Here is a 19,176-nt window from a genome sequence, read left to right on the forward strand (position 1 = left end):
CGGCCGCCTCCGGCCCCGCCCGGCCCACTCGTACCTCCCCCGCCCACCCCTTCCATCCGGTGCACCGCCGCCAGGGGAGTCCCGCCACAGACTCCCCGCACACAGACCGGAAAGAGCATGGCAACCACCACTGACAACGCACCGGCTCCGCCGGTCACCGGGAAGCGGCCCGGATCCACCGGCCGCGCCGGCGACAAGGTCTTCCTCGGCCTGTCCCGGGGCTCCGGCATCCTGCTCCTGGTGATCATGGCGTCGATCGCCGTCTTCCTCACCTACCGGGCGTCGCTGGCGCTCTCCCGCAACGAGGGCAACTTCCTCACCACCTTCGACTGGAACCCGGCCGGGGACCCGCCCGTCTTCGGCATCGCGGTCCTGCTCTTCGGCACGGTGGTCAGCTCGATCATCGCCATGGTGATCGCCGTCCCGGTCGCCGTCGGCATCGCGCTCTTCATCTCGCACTACGCGCCCCGCAGGCTGGCCGCGCCGCTCGCCTATGTGGTGGACCTGCTCGCCGCCGTGCCGTCGATCATCTACGGCATCTGGGGAGCGCTGTTCCTCGTCCCGTATCTGGAGGGGCTCAACCTCTGGCTGGACGACTTCCTCGGCTGGACCTACGTCTTCGAGAAGACCCAGGTCGGGGTGGCCCGCTCGCTCTTCACGGTGGGCGTGCTGCTGGCGATCATGATCCTGCCGGTCGTGACCAGCGTCAGCCGTGAGGTGTTCCGCCAGGTGCCCCGGATGAACGAGGAGGCGGCCCTGGCGCTCGGCGCCACCCGCTGGGAGGTCATCCGGCTCTCGGTGCTGCCGTTCGGCCGCTCCGGCGTCATCTCCGCCTCGATGCTGGGCCTCGGCCGCGCGCTCGGCGAGACGATGGCGGTCGCCACCGTGCTCTCCCCCAGCTTCGTCATCTCGCTGCATCTGCTGAACCCGGGCGGCGGCACCTTCGCCCAGAACATCGCCGCCAAGTTCGACGAGGCCAATGAACTGGGCCGGGACGCCCTGATCGCCTCGGGCCTGGTGCTCTTCGTCCTCACCCTGCTGGTCAACGGCGCCGCCCGGCTCATCATCGCGCGCCGCAAGGAGTACTCGGGGGCCAACGCATGACGAGCCACACCCTGCGGGCCACCCGCCCGGCCCCGCCCGCCCCGGGCGGCCGCCCCGGCCTCAACCAGCGCCGGCTCCCCCGCTGGGCCCCGGCCGCCACCGCCGCCGTCTCGGTGGCGCTCGGCATCGGCATCGGCCTCGCCGCCGGGCTGGAGAGCCGGGTCCAGTGGGGCCTGATCGCCGCGCTGCTCTTCCTGGCCATCTCGTACGGCGTGACCTCGGCCGTCGAGAACCGGCGCCAGGCCAAGGACCGGCTGGCCACCAGCGTGGTCTGGGTCTGCTTCCTGCTCGCCGTGGTCCCGCTGCTTTCACTGATCTGGGTGACGCTCAGTCGGGGTGTGAAGGTGCTGGACGGCTACTTCCTCACCCACTCCATGGCCGGTGTCCCCGGCTTCGAGACGGGTGGCGGCGTCTACCACGCGCTGATCGGCACCCTGGAGCAGGTCGGCCTCGCCACCCTGGTCTCCGCGCCCATCGGCCTGCTCACCGCCGTCTACCTGGTCGAGTACGGCAGGGGCGCGCTGGCCCGCGCGGTCACCTTCTTCGTGGACGTGATGACCGGCATCCCGTCGATCGTCGCCGGCCTCTTCATCCTGTCGATCATGCTGATCGCGGGCCTCCAGCCGTCCGGTCTGATGGGCGCCCTGGCACTGGCGATCCTGATGGTCCCGGTCGTGGTCCGCTCCACCGAGGAAATGCTGAAGCTGGTTCCCAACGAGCTCCGCGAGGCGGCCCTCGCCCTCGGCGTGCCGAAGTGGCGGGTGATCCTCAAGGTGGTCATCCCGACCGCGATCGGCGGCATCACCACCGGTGTGATGCTGGCCGTCGCCCGGATCGCCGGCGAGACCGCGCCCATCCTGCTGCTGGTCTTCGGCAGCCAGCTGATCAACAGCAACCCCTTCGACGGCGCCCAGTCCTCGCTCCCCTTCTACATCTGGGAGCAGTACCGGGTCGGCAGCGAGGCGTCCTACGACCGCGCCTGGGCCGCCGCCCTCGTACTGATCGCCTTCGTCATGATCCTCAACCTGGTGGCCCGCGGCATCGCCCGCTGGAAGGCCCCGAAGACCGGCCGCTGAGGCCCTGGAAGCAGTGATTGATATGGCCAAGCGCATCGATGTCAGCGGGCTCTCCGCCTACTACGGCTCCCACAAGGCGATCGACGACATCTCCATGACCGTCGAGCCCCGCTCCGTGACCGCCTTCATCGGGCCGTCCGGCTGCGGCAAGTCCACCTTCCTGCGCACCCTCAACCGGATGCACGAGGTCACCCCGGGCGGCCGGGTGGAGGGGAAGGTGATGCTGGACGACGAGAACCTGTACGGCTCCTCCGTCGACCCGGTCGCCGTCCGCCGCACGGTCGGCATGGTCTTCCAGCGGCCCAACCCGTTCCCCACCATGTCGATCTTCGACAATGTGGCGGCCGGCCTGCGGCTGAACGGCTCCTACCGCAAGAACCAGCTGGCCGAGATCGTGGAGCGGTCGCTGCGCGGCGCCAACCTCTGGAACGAGGTGAAGGACCGCCTCAACAAGCCGGGCTCCGGCCTCTCCGGCGGCCAGCAGCAGCGCCTCTGCATCGCCCGCGCCATCGCGGTCGAGCCGGACGTGCTGCTGATGGACGAGCCCTGCTCGGCGCTGGACCCGATCTCCACGCTGGCGATCGAGGACCTGATCAGCGAGCTGAAGGAGCGGTTCACCATCGTCATCGTGACCCACAACATGCAGCAGGCGGCCCGCGTCTCGGACCGCACCGCCTTCTTCAACCTGGCGGCGGTGGGTCAGCCGGGCAAGCTGATCGAGATCGACGAGACGGAGCGGATCTTCGCCAACCCGTCGGTGCAGGCCACGGAGGACTACATCTCGGGCCGCTTCGGGTAGGCACCCCCCGTCGTGGTCACCCCGGGCCGGGGGCGTGGGGGTTGCTGCCCGGTGGGGGGTGGGATCGTGGGCGGCCGGGAGCGGGCACCGCCCGTCGTCATCACCCGGGCCGGGGGCGTAAGGCACCCCCCGTCGTGGGCACCCTGGGCCAGAGGGCGTGGGGGTTGCTGTCGGTGGGGGGTGGGATCGTGGGCATCCGGGACCAGGCACCGCCCGTCGTGGGCGGCCGGGGCCGGGTGCCGCCCGGTCGGGTCACGCTGGGCCGGGGTGGGTGGTCGGGGACCACCGAGTCCGAGGGCCGCGACCTGCGCCAGGTGCCGGGGGGCCTCCCGGCGGGGCAGGGGCAGGGCGGACGGGGCCGGGGCCGGAAATCCGTACGGGCCGGGAGCTCGGGGGCGTGCGGAGCCTTCCGGCGGGCCGGGTGGGGGGACGGGCCAGGACTCGGTGGCGTACGGGCCGCGTGGGCTCGGGGGCGTACGGGGGTCGCGTCCCGGGCGGGGCCAGCAGGTCTCCGGGGGGCCTTGAGTTCCCGGCCGGGCGCTCCCGGTCGGGTGGCCTGCGGTGCTGCATGGCGGTGCCACCGCACGCCGAAGGGGCCCGCCTCCCTGATCACAGGAGGCGGGCCCCTTCACACAGCCGATACGCCCGGGTGCCGGCGGGCTCAGCCGAAGAGCAGCCGCACCACGAAGAAGCTCAGGGCGGCCACCACCGCGGCGGCGGGCATGGTGATGAACCAGCCGAGAATGATGTTCTTGGCGACACCCCAGCGGACCGCGTTGACCCGCTTGGTCGCGCCGACGCCCATGATCGCCGAGGTGATGACATGGGTGGTCGAGATCGGGGCGTGGAACAGGAACGCCGAGCCGAACATGATCGACGCGCCGGTCGTCTCCGCCGCGAACCCCTGCGGCGGGTCCAGCTCGATGATCTTGCGGCCGAGCGTACGCATGATCCGCCAGCCGCCCGCGTACGTACCCAGCGACAGCATCACGGCACAGGCGATCTTCACCCACACCGGGATCGGGTCACCGGCGTCGCTGACATCGGCGATGACCAGGGCCATCACCACGATGCCCATGGTCTTCTGGGCGTCCTGGAGGCCATGGCCGAGCGCCATGCCGGCCGCCGAGACGGTCTGGGCGATCCGGAAGCCGCGCTTCGCCTTGTGCGGGTTGGCCTTGCGGAACATCCACAGGATCACGCACATCACCAGATAACCGACGACCAGGCCGATCACCGGCGACAGGAACATCGGAATGACGATCTTGTCGATCACACCCGACCAGTAGACGGTCGTGCCGCCCGCCAGCGCGGCGCCGACCATGCCGCCGAAGAGCGCGTGCGAGGAGGACGACGGAAGACCGAAGTACCAGGTGATCAGGTTCCAGAAGATCGCGCCGACCAGCGCCGCGAAGAGGATGCCCATGCCCCGGGAGCCCTCGGGCGTCTGGATCAGGCCCTCGCTGACGGTCTTGGCGACCCCGCTGCCCAGGAAGGCACCGGCGAGGTTCATCACGGCGGCCATCGCGAGCGCCGCGCGCGGGGTGAGCGCACGGGTCGAGACCGAGGTGGCGATGGCGTTGGCCGAGTCGTGGAAGCCGTTGGTATAGGTGAAGCCGAGCGCGACTCCGATGGTCACGATCAGGGCGAAGGTGTCCACGAAGCCTCAGGACTCCTTGACCGCGATGGTCTCCACCGTGTTGGCCACGTGCTCGAAGGCGTCGGCCGCCTCCTCCAGCACATCCACGATCTGCTTGAGCTTCAGCACCTCGATGGCGTCGTACTTGCCATTGAAGAGGTGGGCCAGCAACTTGCGGTGGATCTGGTCGGCCTGGTTCTCCAGCCGGTTGACCTCGATCCAGTACTCGGTGAGGTTCTCCATCGTGCGCAGATGCGGCATCGCCTCGGCGGTCAGCTCCGCCGCCCGCGCCAGCACCTCGATCTGCTGCTCGACGCCCTTCGGCAGTTCCTCGACGTTGTAGAGGACGACCAGGTCGACCGCCTCCTCCATGAAGTCCATGATGTCGTCCAGCGACGAGGCGAGGGCGTAGATGTCCTCGCGGTCGAAGGGCGTGATGAAGGAGGAGTTCAGCTGGTGGAAGATGGCGTGGGTCGCGTCGTCGCCCGCGTGCTCCGCCGCCCGCATCCGCTCCGCGATCTCGGCCCGGGCGGAGGACTCCGCGCCGAGCAGTTCCATCAGGAGCTTGGAGCCCGTGACGATGTTGTCCGCGGACGCGGAGAACATGTCGTAGAAGCTCGTCTCCCTGGGGGTCAGACGAAAGCGCACGTGGGGTCCTCGGGGTGCATGGGTTTCGGTCAGGGTGATGCTAGGCGCATCATCCGGCCACGGCTAACCGGCGGTCTTCAGTGTCGCCCATCGGGCACGGTGAGCAGAACCGGCCCCCAGGACTCGGCCCGAGCGGCCGGTAACCTATACCCATGAGGGGTATATCCACCCCATCCGGACAGCGGGAGGACGCGATGACGACCACCGAGGCGGCCGGCCTTCCGGTCACGGAACCCACCGACGGCCGGCAGGACGGCACGGCCGGCGAGCCCACCGCCCCCGGCACCGCCGGCGCGCACGGCACCCCCGGCACGGAGTCCGGGCACCTGGGGCACCCGGTGCACGGCTATCACCAGCAGAAGGGTGAGCACCTGAAGCGGCTGCGCCGGATCGAGGGACAGATCCGCGGGCTGCAGCGGATGGTGGAGGAGGACGTCTACTGCATCGACATACTCACCCAGGTCTCCGCCTCCACCAAGGCGCTGCAGTCCTTCGCCCTGCAATTGCTGGAGGAGCACCTCCGGCACTGTGTGGCGGACGCGGCGCTGCGGGGCGGCGACGAGATCGACGCCAAGGTCGACGAGGCCACCAGGGCCATCGCCCGGATGCTCCGCACCTGAGCCGCCGGAGCCCGGCGGAGTCCGGAGGAGCCAGAGGCCGGAGGAGCAAGGGATCGGGGCCGGAGAACCGTACGTTCCGGCCCTGTTCCGGCATCCGTCCCGACAGTCGCCCCGGCATCCGTCCGGGTCTCCGTTCCCGCCCCGTCCGGACATCGGACGGGGCCCGGCCCGTGAGCCGCCCGGGACCCGCGGACCCATGGTCACCGGGGTCGGGGCACCGGAGTACGGGCTGGTCAGGAGCGGCGGGGCGGTCGCTCCCGGATCACCTTCAGCACCTCGTCGATGCGGTCGGCGCTCAGCCGCTCACCGTCCGCGGCGGAGGCCGCGATCATCAGCTCGCCGCACAGTTCTATCTCGGCGAGCTGCACGGTGTCCTGGACCAGGGCCGAAGTGGGGGGAGCCACGCGCGTTCACCTCTTCCTGCCGCTTTTCTGCCAGTGCCGGGCCATTCGCGCCCTCCAGCGTAGGCAGTGCGCCCGGCCGGGCGCATGGCACGTCCGGACCATTCTTCCGGACCGGGACATGGCCCTCGGGCGCCATGTCCGGCCCCGCCCCGGCCCGGTGGCCGCCGTCGGCAGGGGCGGATTCCGGCCACTCACCGCGCCACCCCGGACCCGGATCCGGCCACTCATCGCCCCCGTACCCCGTAGCGGCGCCGCCCCCTTGCCCCGTAGCGGCTCAGCCCTGGATCTTGCCGGCGAAGATGTCCCGGCCGGGCGGCAGCGTCACCTCGACCGGCGCGCCGAACTCGTACAGCAGGGTCGTCGAGGCGACCGCCACCGCGCGCCCCTCGTTGACGAAGTCGAAGCGGTGCCGGACCTTCCGCAGCCGGCCGTCGCCGTCCAGATAGGCGTCGAAGGGCACCGTGTCCCTGGCGAACCCTTTCGCCGCCGCCGCGAACGCCCCGCGCAGCTGCGGCGACGCGGCGCCGGCCGCCCGGCCCAGGTCGGTGACGCCCCGGTAGTGCCAGACCGGCACGCCCGCCAGCTCCTCCGCGCCCACGTAGGTGACCTCCCGGGCGCCGCGCAGCAGTTCGGCGGCGGCGGCCGGATCGGTGGCGCCGCCGGTGACCAGGTTGCCGTCGGTCAGCGCGGTGGTGTCCACCCGCACCCATTTGTCGGCCGGCACTCCGGCGCCCCGGTTCTTCATGTAGAGCGCGCCGGGGGTGAGCAGCTCGGTGATCGGCCGGTGCTCGTCGGTACCGGTGGCACCCTTGGGCAGCACCACCTTGAGCCGGCCGAGCCAGCGGCGGAAGTCGTACCCGCCCTCGCCCCGGATGGTCACCCGGGTGCCGCCGGTCGCCGTCTCCAGGGACGTACGGGCCTTCGCCGAGCCGGCCCGCTTCAGTGCCTCGGGCGCCCGGCGGACCACCTCGCCGGGGTCGGTGCCCGGGGCGGCGCCGGCCGGTCCGGAACATCCGGTGAGCACCGCGCCGACCACCACGGCGGCCACGACCGCCCCACTGCCGCGCCCGTGCCGCTGCACCACCATCGCCTGCCAACCCCCAACGCGTAGCCGCCGACTGACCGAGGCCGTACCCGCCCCGGATAACGACGACCCGCCCTCCCCGTCACGCGCGGCCCGGTACCGTGGCGCCGTGCCTTCGCATGATCCGGCCCCGGCCGTCCCGCACGCCCGCCCCGTCCCGGACCCCGACACCGCCCCCGCCCCCGCCCCCGCCCCCGCGAGCCACGACACCCGCTCCGCCCCGGGCACCGGCTCTCTCCCGGCCGCCGGCTCCGCCGGCGGACACCGCGTCACCACCACCGAGCGCGGCTCCTTCTGCCTCGCCCGCTGCGCCTGCGGCTGGACCGGACCGGCCCGCCGCTCCCGCGACCGGGCGCGCGCCGACGCCGAGGCCCATCCGGCCGGGCCCGAGCCGTCCCGGCCGGCCGGGTCCGGCGCCCCCGGCCGGGGCTGAGCCGCGGGCGCCCGCGCGCCGCGCCTATGCCGCCAGGTCGTTTATGCCGCCAGGTCGTTCTCGTCCGGGTCGCCCGGACCGGCCGGGCCCGCGCCGAGGCGGGGCTCCGGGATGCCCAGCGTCTCGTGGCGCTCGTGCCCGGTGACCCGCCGCGAGCGGACCAGCCGGCCCAGCCGCTTGGACCGGGCCACGGCGGTGACCAGCGGGGTGAGCAGCGCCAGCGCGGGCGGGGCGAGCAGCAGCGCCACCGCCGTACCGAGGGCGAGGCCGCCCACCACGTCGGTCGGGTAGTGCACCCCCAGATACACCCGGCAGAAGGCCTCGGCGGCGGCCAGTCCGATGGCGACGAAACCGGACTTCCGATGGGCGATGAAGAGTCCCGCGCCGAGCGCCATCGTCAGGGTGGCGTGGTCGCTGACGAAGGAGTAGTCGGTCTTGCCGGCGACCAGGACCTCCAGGCCCTGGTGGTCCAGGAAGGGACGGGGGCGTTCCACGAAGCCGCGGATCGGGATGTTGACCAGCAGGGCGACACCGGCGGCGAGCGGAGCCCAGACCAGCGCGGCGACGGCGGCCGCCGAGTCCTCGGCGGTGCCCCGGCGGCGGACGCTCCACCAGCACCAGAGGACCACCAGCACCATCGCCAGCAGGATCCCGTACTCGCCGGTGAACTCCATCACCCGGTCGAACCACGACGGGGTGTCCTTGGCGAGTCCGTTGATGTCGTAGAGCAGGCCGACGTCGGGGTTCGAACCGTCCGATGCGAGTCCAGCCATCTGCTGCGGCCCCTTGCCTTGTCGCCTGCCCGGCACACCTGGCGGTGCGCCCTCGTTACCAACCCCCCGTGGCCCGTGCTGGTCACTCGCATTGGTCGAATGCCGCTGTCCCAGTCCAGGGAACGCCCTTCGCGGAAGGTCCGTTCCACTCTCCACCGAACGATCACCATGACGTTACCGAAGAGTGATGCGTCGTCGCAGCTCAGGACCGGTCCTTCGAGGCCCTTGAAGAAGATTTCCGGCCATGGCCGAACACCGGTCACCCGGCGTTCGACTCCGCTGCCGGAGCGGTCGGAAGCGCCTTGGCGCCGTCCTCGGTTACCCGGGTCGCGCCGAAGTAGTCCGGAGTGTCGATTTTGTCGAACCGGATCACGGCGCCCGTGTACGGAGCGTTGATCATGTACCCGCCGCCGACGTAGATCCCCACATGGTGGATCGCCCGCGAATCGGTCAGGTCGTCGGAGAAGAACACCAGGTCCCCGGGGAGCAGTTCGTCCCGCCCCGGGTGCGGTCCCGCGTTGTACTGGTCGTTGGCCACCCGGGGCAGCTCGATGCCGACGGTGCGGTACGCCGCCTGGGTGAGGCCCGAGCAGTCGAACCGCCCGCCCTGGTCCGGCGTGCCGTTGCCGCCCCAGAGGTAGGGGGTGCCGAGCTTGCTCTGCGCGAAGTGGATCGCGGTGGCGGCCTGCCGGGACGGCTCCACCCGGCCGACCGGCCGGGCGAAACTCTTCTCCAGCGACCTGATGATCCGTACGTAGTTCTTGGTCTCGCTGATCCCCGGCACCCCGGAGGACTTGATCACCCGGTAGGCGCCCGCGTTGTACGCGGCGAGCATGTTGTCGGTGGGGTCGCCGGGCACCTTCCTGACGTACGTGGCCAGTTCGCAGTCGTACGAGGCGGCCGAGGGGATGGCGTCGGCCGGGTCCCAGATGTCCCGGTCGCCGTCCCGGTCGCCGTCGACGCCGTGGCTCGCCCAGGTGCCGGGGATGAACTGCGCGATGCCCAGGGCGTTGGCGGGACTGGTCGCCCTGGGGTTCCAGCCGCTCTCCTGGTAGAGCTGGGCGGCGAGCAGCGCGGGGTTGATGGCCGGGCAGAGGTTGCCCCACTTCTGGACCAGCGGCTGGTACGCCGCCGGCACCGCGCCCTTGGCCAGCGCCACCGCCCCGCCGGCGGCTCCGGCCGCCCCGCCGAGCAGGCCGGCGGCGGCCGTGTACGTACCGATGACCAGCAGGGCGACGAAGCTCAGGCACAGGCCGGCGGACACGCCGATGGCCAGCCAGACCCTACGCACCGTCAACCACCCCTCCTGACACGGCAGTCCACCGAGCGTCAGTGTAGGTGCCCGGAGCGTCATTCCAAGGGCGCACGGGTGTCCGGTCCGTGCCTCACTCCTTGCGCCCCACCCCCGCGTACATCGCCACGTCCGCCGCCGGCCCCTCCGGCCGCCAGCGGGAGCAGGGCACCACCCCGGGCTCCAGCAGCGTGAGCCCGTCGAAGTAGCGGGTGATCGCCTCCGGGGTGCGCTGGGTGAGCCAGGGGGTGCCGTTCCGGTTCCAGAACGCCACGGCGGCGTCCACGTCCGGCAGGTCCGGGCGGCGCACGGTGTGCGAGAGCACCAGATGGCTGCCGGGCGCCAGGGCGTCCAGCAGCCGGCGGACGATCTCGTACGACTCCTCGTCGTCCGGCACGAAGATGACGACGCCCAGCAGCATCAGCGCCACCGGCCGGTCCAGGTCCAGGATGCCGGAGGCCGCCGACAGAATGGCGTCCACGTCCCGGAGGTTGGCGTCCAGGTAGTCGGTCCGGCCCTCGGGCGTCCCCACCAGCAGGGCCCGGGCGTGGGCGAGCACCAGCGGGTCGTTGTCGACGTAGACCACCCGGGCGCCGGGCGCGACCCGCTGGGCGACCTGGTGGGTGTTGTCGGCGCTCGGCAGCCCGGTGCCGATGTCCAGGAACTGCCGGACGCCCGCCTCCTCGGCCAGGTACCGGACCGCCCGGCCCAGGAACCGCCGGTCCGCCAAGGCGTACTCACCGATCCCGGGGTGCAGCTCGCGTATCCGGTCGCCGGCCTCGCGGTCGACGGGGTAGTGGTCCTTGCCGCCGGTCCAGTAGTTCCAGATCCGGGCCGTGTGGGGCCTGCTGCTGTCGATGCCGTGCCGGTGAGTACCCGTCAGGTGCCGCTCCGTGTCGGTCATCCCGACACCGTAGCCATCCCGCTTCTCCCCCGTACGCCGCTTCGCGCACCCGTGCTCCCCCGCGTGCGCGGCCCCGCGCCCTTCGAACGCCCGGGCACCGCCGAAGACTCCCGGGGCACGGTGGAGTCGCCGCGGGTCGCACCGGAGCACTGCGGGCCGCCCCGGGCCGCCCCGACGCCACCCCGGGGTCACTCCCGTCCGGCGTGCGTCAGCCGTGCTCACCCTGCCTCACTCTGCCCAAGAGTGCTTCAACGACAGTCATTGCCCGGAGTCACCCTCCGTGATACACAGAGTGATCATACGCGTTCCCGCATACCACCGCCCCGGCCTCCGCGCAGGTCAGCGCGACCGGATCGGTCAAATGTGCGGGGATCGGGTAAAGAGACCAGTCAAGTCGGCTCGCAAGGGCGGATCCATCAGCGAAGATAGTCCGGTGACCCATGCCGCACGGCAGGGGCGTCGAACTACCCAACAGGGGCGGTGACTTACATGTACCTGGCGGCCGAAAAGGGCGACATCACCACCATCATCGGCGGAATCGCCCCCAACTGGGGGCCCTTCGGGAGCCTGGGCAACGAGGCCCGCGTGATGATCGAGGTCGTGATGGCCGTGGCCATCCTGCTCTGCCTCGGCATCGCGATCTGGGGCGCGGCCAAACAGCGCATCGGCGCCACGGCGCTCCGCGACACCTTCAGCGCGGAACAGGGCAAGGGCCTGATCGTCGCCGGCCTCACCGGCGTCTTCATCATCGGCTCCCTCGGCACCCTGTTCACCATCGTCTACGGAATGGCCGTATAGCCCCGACGGCGCCTTCCGGCCCCGCTCTCCCCGAGGTCGCGACACCTGATGTCCAGTCACCCCACCGAACCGCGCACGCGTGAGAGGGCGTACCCGTCATGAGCCCCGGAGACGAGCACGGCGGCGGACGCACCCGTACCCGGATGCCCGACAGCACCCCCGGCGACGCCCACGGCACCCCCCGCCGCCCGGCCCGCGGCTCCCGGTCGCTGATCATGGTGGTGGGCGTCGTGGTGCTGCTCGTCGCCGCGATCGCCTTCGCCAACCGGGGAGACGGCGACCGCGACGCCCCGTCCGGCTCCGCCAAGGACGCCGGCGCCGCCCCGACCGCCGCCACCGGCACCCGCCCCGTCACCGGCCGCACCGGCACCCTCCCGACCGGCTACGCCCACACCCCCCAGGGCGCCCAGAGCGCGGCGGCCAACTACGCGGTGGCGCTGGGGTCGGCGGAGATGTTCGACAAGGACAAGCGGGACGCCGTCGTCGACACCGTCATCGCGCCCGCGAAGACCGGCCAGTTCCGGGCCGGGCTGGACCGGGCCTACACGGCGGAGTTCTTCCGGAAGGCCGGTCTGAACGACGACGGGACCGCGCCCGCGGGCCTGTCCTTCGTCTCGCGTACCACGCCCATCGGTACGAAGACCACATCGCACGCGGGTGACAAGGCGACCGTCGAAGCCTGGTGCGTCGGAATCGTCGGCCTGGCCGGAGAAGGTTCGACCAAACCGGTCACCAGCAGCTGGTTCACCATCACCATGCAGCTGCAGTGGGCAGGAAACGACTGGAAGGTCACCGACTACACACAGAAGGACGGGCCCTCCCCCGTGGGCAACGACACCCGCGTGGCCGGGGCCGACGAGATCGCCGCCGCCGTCGATGGGTTCGGAGGGTTCACCTATGCCCGGTAAGGGGCTGTCCCGCACCACATCAGTCGGAGGGCTGCTGCTCGCCGCCCAGACGACGATCGTCCTTCTCGCCGCCCGCGCGACCGCCGCGCCGGCCCCCAGCCCGTCCCCCACCCCAACGGCGCCGGCGCCGTCACCGTCCCCCAGCGGGAATCCCAGCTGCGAGTTCATCCGAGGCCCGTCCCGCGACCTCTGCGACGACGGCAACCCCACCACCCGCACCGATCTCACCGACCCCACCACCGCCCTGGACCCCCTCGCCTCCCTCTCCAAGGGCTGCGCCGACGCGGCCGCCTGGATCGTCGACAAGCTCAGCGCCGCCGTCAAGAACACCGCCGAGGTCGACTTCACCAACCCCCGCTTCCTCCAGCAGTACGCCGTCGTCTTCGCCGCCTCCACCGTCCTCACCCTGGTCCTCTGGCTGCTCGCCGTCGCCAAGCGGGCCATCCGGGGCGTACCGCTGGCCACCGCGCTCTCCGAGGCCGTCGGCTTCCTCTGGCTCACCGTCCTGGCGTCGGCCTTCACCCCGCTCATCCTCTACACCGTCGTCACCGCCACCGACAGCGTCACCGAGGTCATCGCGGGCGGCACCGGCGGCCAGACCGACGTCTTCTTCGGCTCCTTCTCCCAGGCGCTCAAGAAGGGCGACGACATAGGAGGCGGCCCGATCATGCTGATCGTCGTCTCCCTGGTCTCGATCCTCGCCGCCGGCGTCCTCTGGCTGGAGCTCGTCATCCGCGCCGCCCTGCTCTACGTCGGCGCCCTCCTCGGCACCGCCGTCTACGCCGGGCTGGTCGACAAGAACATGTGGGGCCACGTCCGCCGCTGGGCCGGCATCATGATCGCGGTCATCCTGGTCAAGCCGGTCATCGTCATCGTCCTCGGCCTCGCCGGAGCGCTCTCCTCCGACGACGGCCCCAACGCCTTCTCCGCCGTCGTCTCCGGCCTCGCCATCATCCTGCTGGCCATCTTCGCCTCCGCGATGATCTACCGCTTCGTCCCCGGCTTCGGCGACGAGATCGCCACCGCCCGCACCAACCGCAAGCAGGCCACCGACGGCTCCCAGGCCGCCGCCGTCATCTCGTCCCCCGCCGCCCTCGTCTCCCAGGGCATCAAGACCCACAGCAGCCGCAACCACCAGCGCGGCGCGGGCGGCGGCAGCGACCCGCGGCCCGCCAACCCGGCCGCCGGCGGCGTCGCCGCGCACAGCTCCCGCACCGCACCCGGCGGCGGCACCGGAACGGGCGGCGGCACCGGCGGAGGCGTACCGTCCGCCACGCCCGCGCCCCGCAGCCCCGGCACCACCCAGTCCCCGCACAGCCACCGCAGGTCCGGCGGAACCACCGGATCCCCAGGAACCACAGGAGGTGCAGGGCGTTGACGACCCAGTCCCCACCCATCACGCCCCGCCGCACGTATCTCATCGGCCGCGCCCGGCCGAACGCGATCATCGGCAAGAACCGCGAAACCGGCGAGATCGCCCTGATCATCGCCGGTGCGTTCCTCGGCATGATGAGCGGACTGCTCGTCCCCGTGCTGTCCCTGCGCATCGTGTCCCTCACCGGCTTCCCGATGCTCGCCCTCGCCGCCGTGTACGTCCCCTACAAGGGCCGCACCTTCTACCGCTGGTTCGAGATCAGCCGCAGCTACAAGCGCGCCCTCCGCCAGGGCACCACCTACCGCTCCGGCGCCGCCGAGGCCGGCACCCGGCTCGACGGCCGGGAGATCGAGGTCGGCCCGCCGCCCGGCATCGGCCGGATCAGCTGGCTCGCCGCCCCCTTCGGCCCCGACGAGATCGCCGTCCTGCTGCACGCCGACCGCCGCACCGTCACCGCCGCCATCGAGATCGAGGGCCCCGGCGTCGGCCTGCGCGACAGCGAGGACCAGGAGGCCCTGGTCGACCGGTTCGGCACCCTGCTCAAGCACGTGGCCAACGGCGACGGCTTCGTCACCCGCCTCCAGATGCTCGCCCGCACCCTCCCCGCCGACCCCGACGCCCACGCCAAGGACGTCGCCCAGCGCGGCGACTCCGCCAGCCCCGGCTGGCTGCGGGACTCCTACGACCAGCTCCAGTCCATGGTGTCCACCTCCAGCGAGCAGCACCGCGCCTACCTGGTCGCCTGCATGCACTACACCCGCGACCTCGCCGCCGAGGCCAACGCCATGGCCCGCGCCGCCCGGCACACCGCCGGCACCCGCAAGCTCGACCGGGACGCCGGACTCGCCGTCGTCATGGCCCGCGAGCTCACCGACATCTGCGCCCGGCTCGCCGAGGCCGACATCCGGGTCCGCCAGCCGCTCGGCCAGGCCCGGCTCGCCTCCCTGGTCCATTCCATGTACGACCCGGACCACCCCATCGACCACATCCAGGCCATGACCAAGCGCAACGCCTGGCCCGCCGAACTCGACGCCGTCGAACCGACCTTCCTCCAGGCCAAGACCCGCGAGTCCGCCACCCGCGCCCCCTGGTGCCACGCCACCGCCTGGGTCAAGGAGTGGCCGATGACCCCGGTCGGCGTCAACTTCCTCGCCCCGCTCCTCGTCCACACCCCCGACGTCATCCGGACCGTCGCCGTCTGCATGGACCTCGAACCCACCGAGATCGCCATCGAACGCATGCTGACCGAGAAGACCAACGACGAGGCCGAGGCCAGCCGCGCCGCCAAGATGAACCGCACCGTCGACCCCCGTGACATCGCCGCCCACGGCCGGCTCGACCAGCGGGGTGAAGATCTCGCCAGCGGCGCGGCAGGGGTCAACCTCGTCGGGTACATCACTGTGTCATCCCGCTCGCCCGAGGCCCTGGCCAGGGACAAGCGGACGATCAGGGCCTCGGCCGGCAAGTCGTACCTGAAGCTGGAGTGGTGCGACCGCGAGCACCACCGGGCCTTTGTGAACACCCTGCCGTTCGCGACCGGCATCCGCCGCTAAGGGGCCCGACCGATGCGAGACCCGCTCTCCCTCCTCACCGATGCCTTCACCTCCTTCCTCTTCGGGAAGGTGGAGACCACCCGGCTCCCGGTCCGCACCTCCACCGGCCAGGCCCAGGCCGTCTACCTCCCCACCGCCGCCCCCGGCCTCGGGGACTCCGGTGTGATCATCGGCCGCGAGGTCTACAGCGGCAAGGGCTACATCTACGACCCCTTCCAGCTGTACGGCCAGCAGCTCCCCGCCCCGCACTGGCTGGTGCTCGGGGAGTCCGGCAACGGCAAGTCGGCGCTGGAGAAGACGTACGTCCTCCGCCAGCTCCGCTTCCGCGACCGCCAGGTCGTCGTCCTCGACGCCCAGGGCGAGGACGGCGTCGGCGAGTGGAACCTCATCGCCGAGGAGCTGGGAATAACGCCCATCCGGCTCGACCCGGCGGCCGCCCTGGACGACGGCATCCGGCTCAACCCGCTCGACCCGGCCATCACCACCACCGGCCAGCTCGCCCTGCTGCGCACCATCATCGAGGTGGCCATGGGCCGCGGCCTGGACGAGCGCTCCGGCTTCGCCCTCAAGGTCGCCCACGCCTACGTCAATGAGACCATCACCGACCGACAGCCCGTCCTCACCGACATCGTGGAGCAGCTCCGCCACCCCGAGGCCGAGTCCGCCGAGGCGATGAACGTGGACATAGACGATGTACGGGCCTGGGGCCTGGACGTCGCCCTCGTCCTGGACCGGCTGGTCGACGGCGACCTGCGCGGCATGTTCGACGGCCCGACCACCGTCGGCATCGACCTCGACGCCCCGCTGATCGTCTTCGACCTCTCCCACATCGACCGCAACAGCATCGCCATGCCCATCCTGATGGCGATCGTCGGCGTCTGGCTGGAGCACACCTGGATCCGCCCCGACCGGAAGAAGCGCATCTTCCTGGTCGAGGAGGCCTGGCACATCATCAACAGCCCCTTCGTCGCCCAGCTGTTCCAGCGGCTGCTGAAGTTCGGCCGCCGGCTCGGCCTCTCCTTCGTCGCCGTCGTCCACCACCTCAGCGACGTGGTCGACGGCGCCGCGGCCCGGGAGGCCGCCGCCATCCTCAAGATGGCCTCCACCCGCACCATCTACGCCCAGAAGGCCGACGAGGCCCGCGCCACCGGCCGGGTCCTGGGCCTGCCCCGCTGGGCGGTGGAGATCATCCCGACCCTGACCCCCGGCATCGCCGTCTGGGACGTCAACGGCAATGTCCAGGTCGTCAAACACCTGATCACCGAGGCCGAACGCCCCCTGGTCTACACCGACCGCGCCATGACCGAGGCCTCGGCCCCCGCGGCCGCCCCGGCCGGCTCCGGCCCCTCCGCCCGCGACGACCTGCCGGACGAACTCAAGGCCGCCGAGTGGGAGGCGGAACAGCGCGCCGCCCTCATCCAGCAGCTCAACGAGTCCTCCCAGTCGACCGTGGCCTGACCATCCGCCTGAGCCACCGGGATCACCAGAAGTACGAACGCCAGAGGAGCCCATGGAGCGTACGACCGAGCAACGGGGCGGCATCCCCGACGGCCTCCTGGTGGGGCTGCTGGGATTCCTGCTGGGCCTGACGCTGCTGGTGTGGACGGCCACCGGACTGGCCGGCCTCCTCACCCACGGCGCCTGGCCGGACGGGGTGGCCTTCACCCACACCCCCGTCGCCATACGGCACCTCGTCGCCCGCCCGCACGACCTGGCCGCCGCCTGGCCGGCCACCCCGCCCGCCCAGCTCTCCGGCTACGGCCTCTTCTGGGGCCTGCTCATCGGACAGCTGATGGTCCTGGTGGTGCTGGCTGTCTTCGTCCTCGGTACGCTCGCCCGCTGGCGGGCCGTACGCACCGGCCGCCACCGCCCGGCCGCCCCGGCACCGAAGAGCGGGGAGCCGGTCACCGGCACCGCCCCCGTCGGGCAGGCCCCGCCCCTGGCCGCCGGCTCGGCCCCGGCTCCGGCAGCGGTCGCCGAGACCGCCCCCCTCCCGGTCCAGGCGGCCGCCCCACCTCCGGCCGACGTCCACGCGCCCGCCGCGCCGGCCACCGCGCCACCGCCCCTCCCGGCGCCGGGACCGGCTCTCCCCGGTCCCCGCGAGGCCATCACCACCCGCCTTCTGTACGGCACAGGCCCGGTCCGCCGCCCCACCGCCGTACGGGCCGTGCTCGACGCCGAGGGCCCCGTCCTGGTGGTCACCTCCGACCCCACCGTCTGGGCGGAGACCAGAGGCCCCCGCGCCAAACTGGGCCCCGTTCTCGTCTATGACCCCGGGCACCTCTGCGACACCCCGGACCGCCTCCACTGGTCGCCCACCAGCGGCTGCGAGGACGCCCGGGTGGCCGCCGACCGAGCGGCCGCGTTGCTCACCCCGGTACGCCCCCGGGCCCGCGCCGACGCGGCCGTGGCCGACACCGCCGAGACCCTGCTGCGCTGCTGGCTGCACGCCGCCGCGGTGGACGGCCGGCCGGTCAAGCAGGTCCACCGCTGGGCCCAGCACCATGGCGCCCATGAACCGGTACGGATCCTCCGCACCCACCCCCGCGCCACCAACAGCCTCGGCGGGCTGCTGGAGTCCGCGCTCACCGCCCATCCCGAACGCCGGGAGCAGGCCGCCGAGCTGACGGTACGTGCCCTCTCCGCCCTCTCCTCGGTGCACATCCGCGAGGCCTGCGCCGCCAACCGGTCCGACGCCCTCGCCCTGGCATCCTTCGCCCGGGAGACGGGCACCCTCTACGTGGTGGGTGAACCGATCGAGGACCCCCGGACCCGCCCCGGCGCGATGCCGCTGCTCACCGCGCTGGTCTCCGACGTGGTCGAGCACGGCCGCCGCACGGCCGCGGGGTCGCCCGACGGTCGGCTCGACCCACCCATGAGCCTGGTGCTCGACGACATCGCCGCCGTGGCCCCGCTCCCCCTGCTCCCCGAGCTGCTGACCGCCGGTCACCACCAGGGCCTGCCCACCCTCGCGTTGCTGCGCTCCCAGGAGCAGGGCCGGGCCCGCTGGCCGGACCGGCCGCTGTCACCCCTCGCCCCCTGACGCCGCCGGCCCCTCAGCCGGTGGCGGCCGGCCGCCGGAGCTCGTACTCCAGCTCCTGGGCGTCCGGCTCCCCCTGCGCGGCCACGGTGGCCCCGGACGGCTCGAAGCCGGCCCGCCGGTAGAACCCCACGGCCCGGTCGTTGCGCTCATGGACCCAGAGCCGCACCCGCTGGACCTTCGGCTCGGCCAGCTCCCAGGACCAGCCGACCCCGACTCGGAAGAGGGCGTCCATCACCCCGTTGCCCCGCGCCTCCGGCCGGGCATACACCCCGACGAGGTGGGTCTGGTCCAGCTCGTTGACGCCGCCGAACCGCTCGGTGCCGTCCGCCGGCTCCACCAGTACGGTGACCGAACCGGCCCAGGTCCCGTCCGATGCCTCCGCGACGAACTGCCGGCCGTCGGGCCCGTGCTCGTCCGCCACCCGGCCGACCCAGTCCTTCCAGTGGGCCGCCGACCGCTGCACGGCGGCTTCGTACGTGTCCAGAAAGGCGATGGACGCGGCCGGGTCCTGAAGCGCGTCGAGCCTCAGCTCACGAGCCTTACGCCATTCACCGGCGCGCACGGGGCGGATGATGTACCTCATCCTCCCGATCCTGTGCGCTCCCGAGGGTCCCGGTCAACGCTAATTCCCGGCCTCCCGGGAAGTCCATGAAGTCCGGGTGAAAAAGGTCCGGAAATGCGTGAGAGCCCCGCACCAGGAATCAATCCCGGTACGGGGCTCTCG

The 19,176-nt window shown here is 72.1% G+C and carries 19 protein-coding genes; 11 read left to right on the forward strand and 8 right to left on the reverse strand.

The features are described 5' to 3' along the window. Positions 1-117: 117 nt before the first annotated feature. From pstC to pstB, 3 genes are read left to right on the forward strand one after another with little or no spacing between them, the layout of a single operon-like run. Positions 118-1,104: a phosphate ABC transporter permease subunit PstC gene (gene pstC, locus NX801_RS24800; protein ID WP_258790121.1), complete on the forward strand. Its 987-nt coding sequence runs from the start codon at positions 118-120 to the stop codon at positions 1,102-1,104. Next, positions 1,101-2,180: a phosphate ABC transporter permease PstA gene (gene pstA, locus NX801_RS24805; RefSeq protein ID WP_258790122.1), complete on the forward strand. Its 1,080-nt coding sequence runs from the start codon at positions 1,101-1,103 to the stop codon at positions 2,178-2,180. The genes pstC and pstA overlap by 4 nt, the downstream gene beginning before the upstream one ends. A gap of 22 nt (positions 2,181-2,202) precedes the next feature. Further along, positions 2,203-2,979, forward strand: coding sequence for a phosphate ABC transporter ATP-binding protein PstB (pstB, locus tag NX801_RS24810; RefSeq protein ID WP_258790123.1), 777 nt, complete (start codon positions 2,203-2,205; stop codon positions 2,977-2,979). Positions 2,980-3,640: 661 nt separating this feature from the next. Here the strand turns inward: pstB and NX801_RS24815 are convergent. Beyond that, on the reverse strand, positions 3,641-4,639 hold the full coding sequence (locus NX801_RS24815; RefSeq protein ID WP_258790124.1) for an inorganic phosphate transporter: 999 nt from the start codon (positions 4,637-4,639) through the stop codon (positions 3,641-3,643). 6 nt (positions 4,640-4,645) lie between these two features. After that, positions 4,646-5,266, reverse strand: coding sequence for a DUF47 domain-containing protein (locus tag NX801_RS24820; protein WP_258790125.1), 621 nt, complete (start codon positions 5,264-5,266; stop codon positions 4,646-4,648). Positions 5,267-5,460: 194 nt separating this feature from the next. Here NX801_RS24820 and NX801_RS24825 point away from each other — a divergent pair, with 194 nt between their 5' ends. Beyond that, the gene (locus NX801_RS24825) at positions 5,461-5,886 is read left to right on the forward strand and encodes a metal-sensitive transcriptional regulator (RefSeq protein WP_258790146.1); all 426 of its coding nucleotides are present in this window, start codon (positions 5,461-5,463) and stop codon (positions 5,884-5,886) included. A gap of 233 nt (positions 5,887-6,119) precedes the next feature. Here the strand turns inward: NX801_RS24825 and NX801_RS24830 are convergent, their stop codons facing one another. Both NX801_RS24830 and NX801_RS24835 read right to left on the reverse strand, forming a co-directional pair. Continuing rightward, complete coding sequence (locus tag NX801_RS24830) at positions 6,120-6,290, reverse strand: hypothetical protein (RefSeq protein WP_258790126.1); 171 nt, start codon at positions 6,288-6,290, stop codon at positions 6,120-6,122. A gap of 274 nt (positions 6,291-6,564) precedes the next feature. Beyond that, positions 6,565-7,377, reverse strand: coding sequence for an SCO4651 family lipoprotein (locus NX801_RS24835; RefSeq protein WP_258790127.1), 813 nt, complete (start codon positions 7,375-7,377; stop codon positions 6,565-6,567). Between the two features lie 106 nt (positions 7,378-7,483). Here NX801_RS24835 and NX801_RS24840 point away from each other — a divergent pair, with 106 nt between their 5' ends. Next, complete coding sequence (locus NX801_RS24840) at positions 7,484-7,807, forward strand: hypothetical protein (RefSeq protein ID WP_258790147.1); 324 nt, start codon at positions 7,484-7,486, stop codon at positions 7,805-7,807. A 41-nt stretch (positions 7,808-7,848) separates the two neighbouring features. Here NX801_RS24840 and NX801_RS24845 read toward each other — a convergent pair whose 3' ends face one another. The 3 genes from NX801_RS24845 to NX801_RS24855 all read right to left on the reverse strand — a co-directional run bounded on the left by NX801_RS24845 (position 7,849) and on the right by NX801_RS24855 (position 10,775). Beyond that, positions 7,849-8,580 (reverse strand): phosphatase PAP2 family protein, encoded by a 732-nt coding sequence (locus NX801_RS24845; RefSeq protein ID WP_258790128.1) that lies wholly within the window; start codon positions 8,578-8,580, stop codon positions 7,849-7,851. 259 nt (positions 8,581-8,839) lie between these two features. Beyond that, complete coding sequence (locus NX801_RS24850; protein ID WP_309505888.1) at positions 8,840-9,871, reverse strand: C40 family peptidase; 1,032 nt, start codon at positions 9,869-9,871, stop codon at positions 8,840-8,842. Between the two features lie 94 nt (positions 9,872-9,965). After that, entirely contained in the window at positions 9,966-10,775 is an 810-nt protein-coding gene (locus NX801_RS24855) for an SAM-dependent methyltransferase (RefSeq protein WP_258790130.1), read from the reverse strand. 489 nt (positions 10,776-11,264) lie between these two features. Here NX801_RS24855 and NX801_RS24860 point away from each other — a divergent pair, with 489 nt between their 5' ends. From NX801_RS24860 to NX801_RS24885, 6 genes are all read left to right on the forward strand, one after another. Further along, positions 11,265-11,573: a hypothetical protein gene (locus tag NX801_RS24860; RefSeq protein ID WP_017945892.1), complete on the forward strand. Its 309-nt coding sequence runs from the start codon at positions 11,265-11,267 to the stop codon at positions 11,571-11,573. 98 nt (positions 11,574-11,671) lie between these two features. Then, complete coding sequence (locus NX801_RS24865) at positions 11,672-12,481, forward strand: DUF8175 domain-containg protein (RefSeq protein WP_258790131.1); 810 nt, start codon at positions 11,672-11,674, stop codon at positions 12,479-12,481. After that, positions 12,471-13,859 carry a hypothetical protein gene (locus tag NX801_RS24870; RefSeq protein WP_258790132.1) on the forward strand — a complete coding sequence of 463 codons (1,389 nt, stop codon included), beginning with the start codon at positions 12,471-12,473 and terminating at the stop codon, positions 13,857-13,859. The genes NX801_RS24865 and NX801_RS24870 overlap by 11 nt, the downstream gene beginning before the upstream one ends. Next, positions 13,856-15,409, forward strand: coding sequence for an SCO6880 family protein (locus NX801_RS24875; RefSeq protein WP_258790133.1), 1,554 nt, complete (start codon positions 13,856-13,858; stop codon positions 15,407-15,409). Before NX801_RS24870 ends, NX801_RS24875 begins: the two co-directional genes overlap by 4 nt. 12 nt (positions 15,410-15,421) lie before the next feature. After that, complete coding sequence (locus NX801_RS24880; RefSeq protein WP_258790134.1) at positions 15,422-16,867, forward strand: ATP-binding protein; 1,446 nt, start codon at positions 15,422-15,424, stop codon at positions 16,865-16,867. A gap of 52 nt (positions 16,868-16,919) precedes the next feature. Continuing rightward, a complete protein-coding gene (locus tag NX801_RS24885) occupies positions 16,920-18,452 on the forward strand; it encodes a type VI secretion protein (protein WP_258790135.1) in 1,533 nt (510 codons plus the stop codon). Between the two features lie 13 nt (positions 18,453-18,465). On the opposite strand, the gene NX801_RS24890 is transcribed toward NX801_RS24885, so the two are convergent. After that, complete coding sequence (locus NX801_RS24890) at positions 18,466-19,035, reverse strand: GNAT family N-acetyltransferase (protein WP_258790136.1); 570 nt, start codon at positions 19,033-19,035, stop codon at positions 18,466-18,468. Positions 19,036-19,176: the final 141 nt, after the last annotated feature.

This window comes from Streptomyces pyxinae (assembly GCF_024756275.1).
In the GTDB taxonomy this organism is placed as follows: Bacteria; Actinomycetota; Actinomycetes; order Streptomycetales; family Streptomycetaceae; genus Streptomyces; species Streptomyces pyxinae.

What these genes read in the sequence shown, in the direction of transcription:
- pstC (WP_258790121.1), top strand. Translation starts at nt 118, where the DNA reads ATGGCAACCACCACTGACAACGCACCGGCTCCGCCGGTCACCGGGAAG.
- pstA (WP_258790122.1), top strand. Translation starts at nt 1,101, where the DNA reads ATGACGAGCCACACCCTGCGGGCCACCCGCCCGGCCCCGCCCGCCCCG.
- pstB (WP_258790123.1), top strand. Translation starts at nt 2,203, where the DNA reads ATGGCCAAGCGCATCGATGTCAGCGGGCTCTCCGCCTACTACGGCTCC.
- NX801_RS24825 (WP_258790146.1), top strand. Translation starts at nt 5,461, where the DNA reads ATGACGACCACCGAGGCGGCCGGCCTTCCGGTCACGGAACCCACCGAC.
- NX801_RS24835 (WP_258790127.1), bottom strand. Translation starts at nt 7,377, where the DNA reads ATGGTGGTGCAGCGGCACGGGCGCGGCAGTGGGGCGGTCGTGGCCGCC.
- NX801_RS24845 (WP_258790128.1), bottom strand. Translation starts at nt 8,580, where the DNA reads ATGGCTGGACTCGCATCGGACGGTTCGAACCCCGACGTCGGCCTGCTC.
- NX801_RS24855 (WP_258790130.1), bottom strand. Translation starts at nt 10,775, where the DNA reads ATGACCGACACGGAGCGGCACCTGACGGGTACTCACCGGCACGGCATC.
- NX801_RS24860 (WP_017945892.1), top strand. Translation starts at nt 11,265, where the DNA reads ATGTACCTGGCGGCCGAAAAGGGCGACATCACCACCATCATCGGCGGA.
- NX801_RS24865 (WP_258790131.1), top strand. Translation starts at nt 11,672, where the DNA reads ATGAGCCCCGGAGACGAGCACGGCGGCGGACGCACCCGTACCCGGATG.
- NX801_RS24870 (WP_258790132.1), top strand. Translation starts at nt 12,471, where the DNA reads ATGCCCGGTAAGGGGCTGTCCCGCACCACATCAGTCGGAGGGCTGCTG.
- NX801_RS24880 (WP_258790134.1), top strand. Translation starts at nt 15,422, where the DNA reads ATGCGAGACCCGCTCTCCCTCCTCACCGATGCCTTCACCTCCTTCCTC.
- NX801_RS24885 (WP_258790135.1), top strand. Translation starts at nt 16,920, where the DNA reads ATGGAGCGTACGACCGAGCAACGGGGCGGCATCCCCGACGGCCTCCTG.
- NX801_RS24890 (WP_258790136.1), bottom strand. Translation starts at nt 19,035, where the DNA reads ATGAGGTACATCATCCGCCCCGTGCGCGCCGGTGAATGGCGTAAGGCT.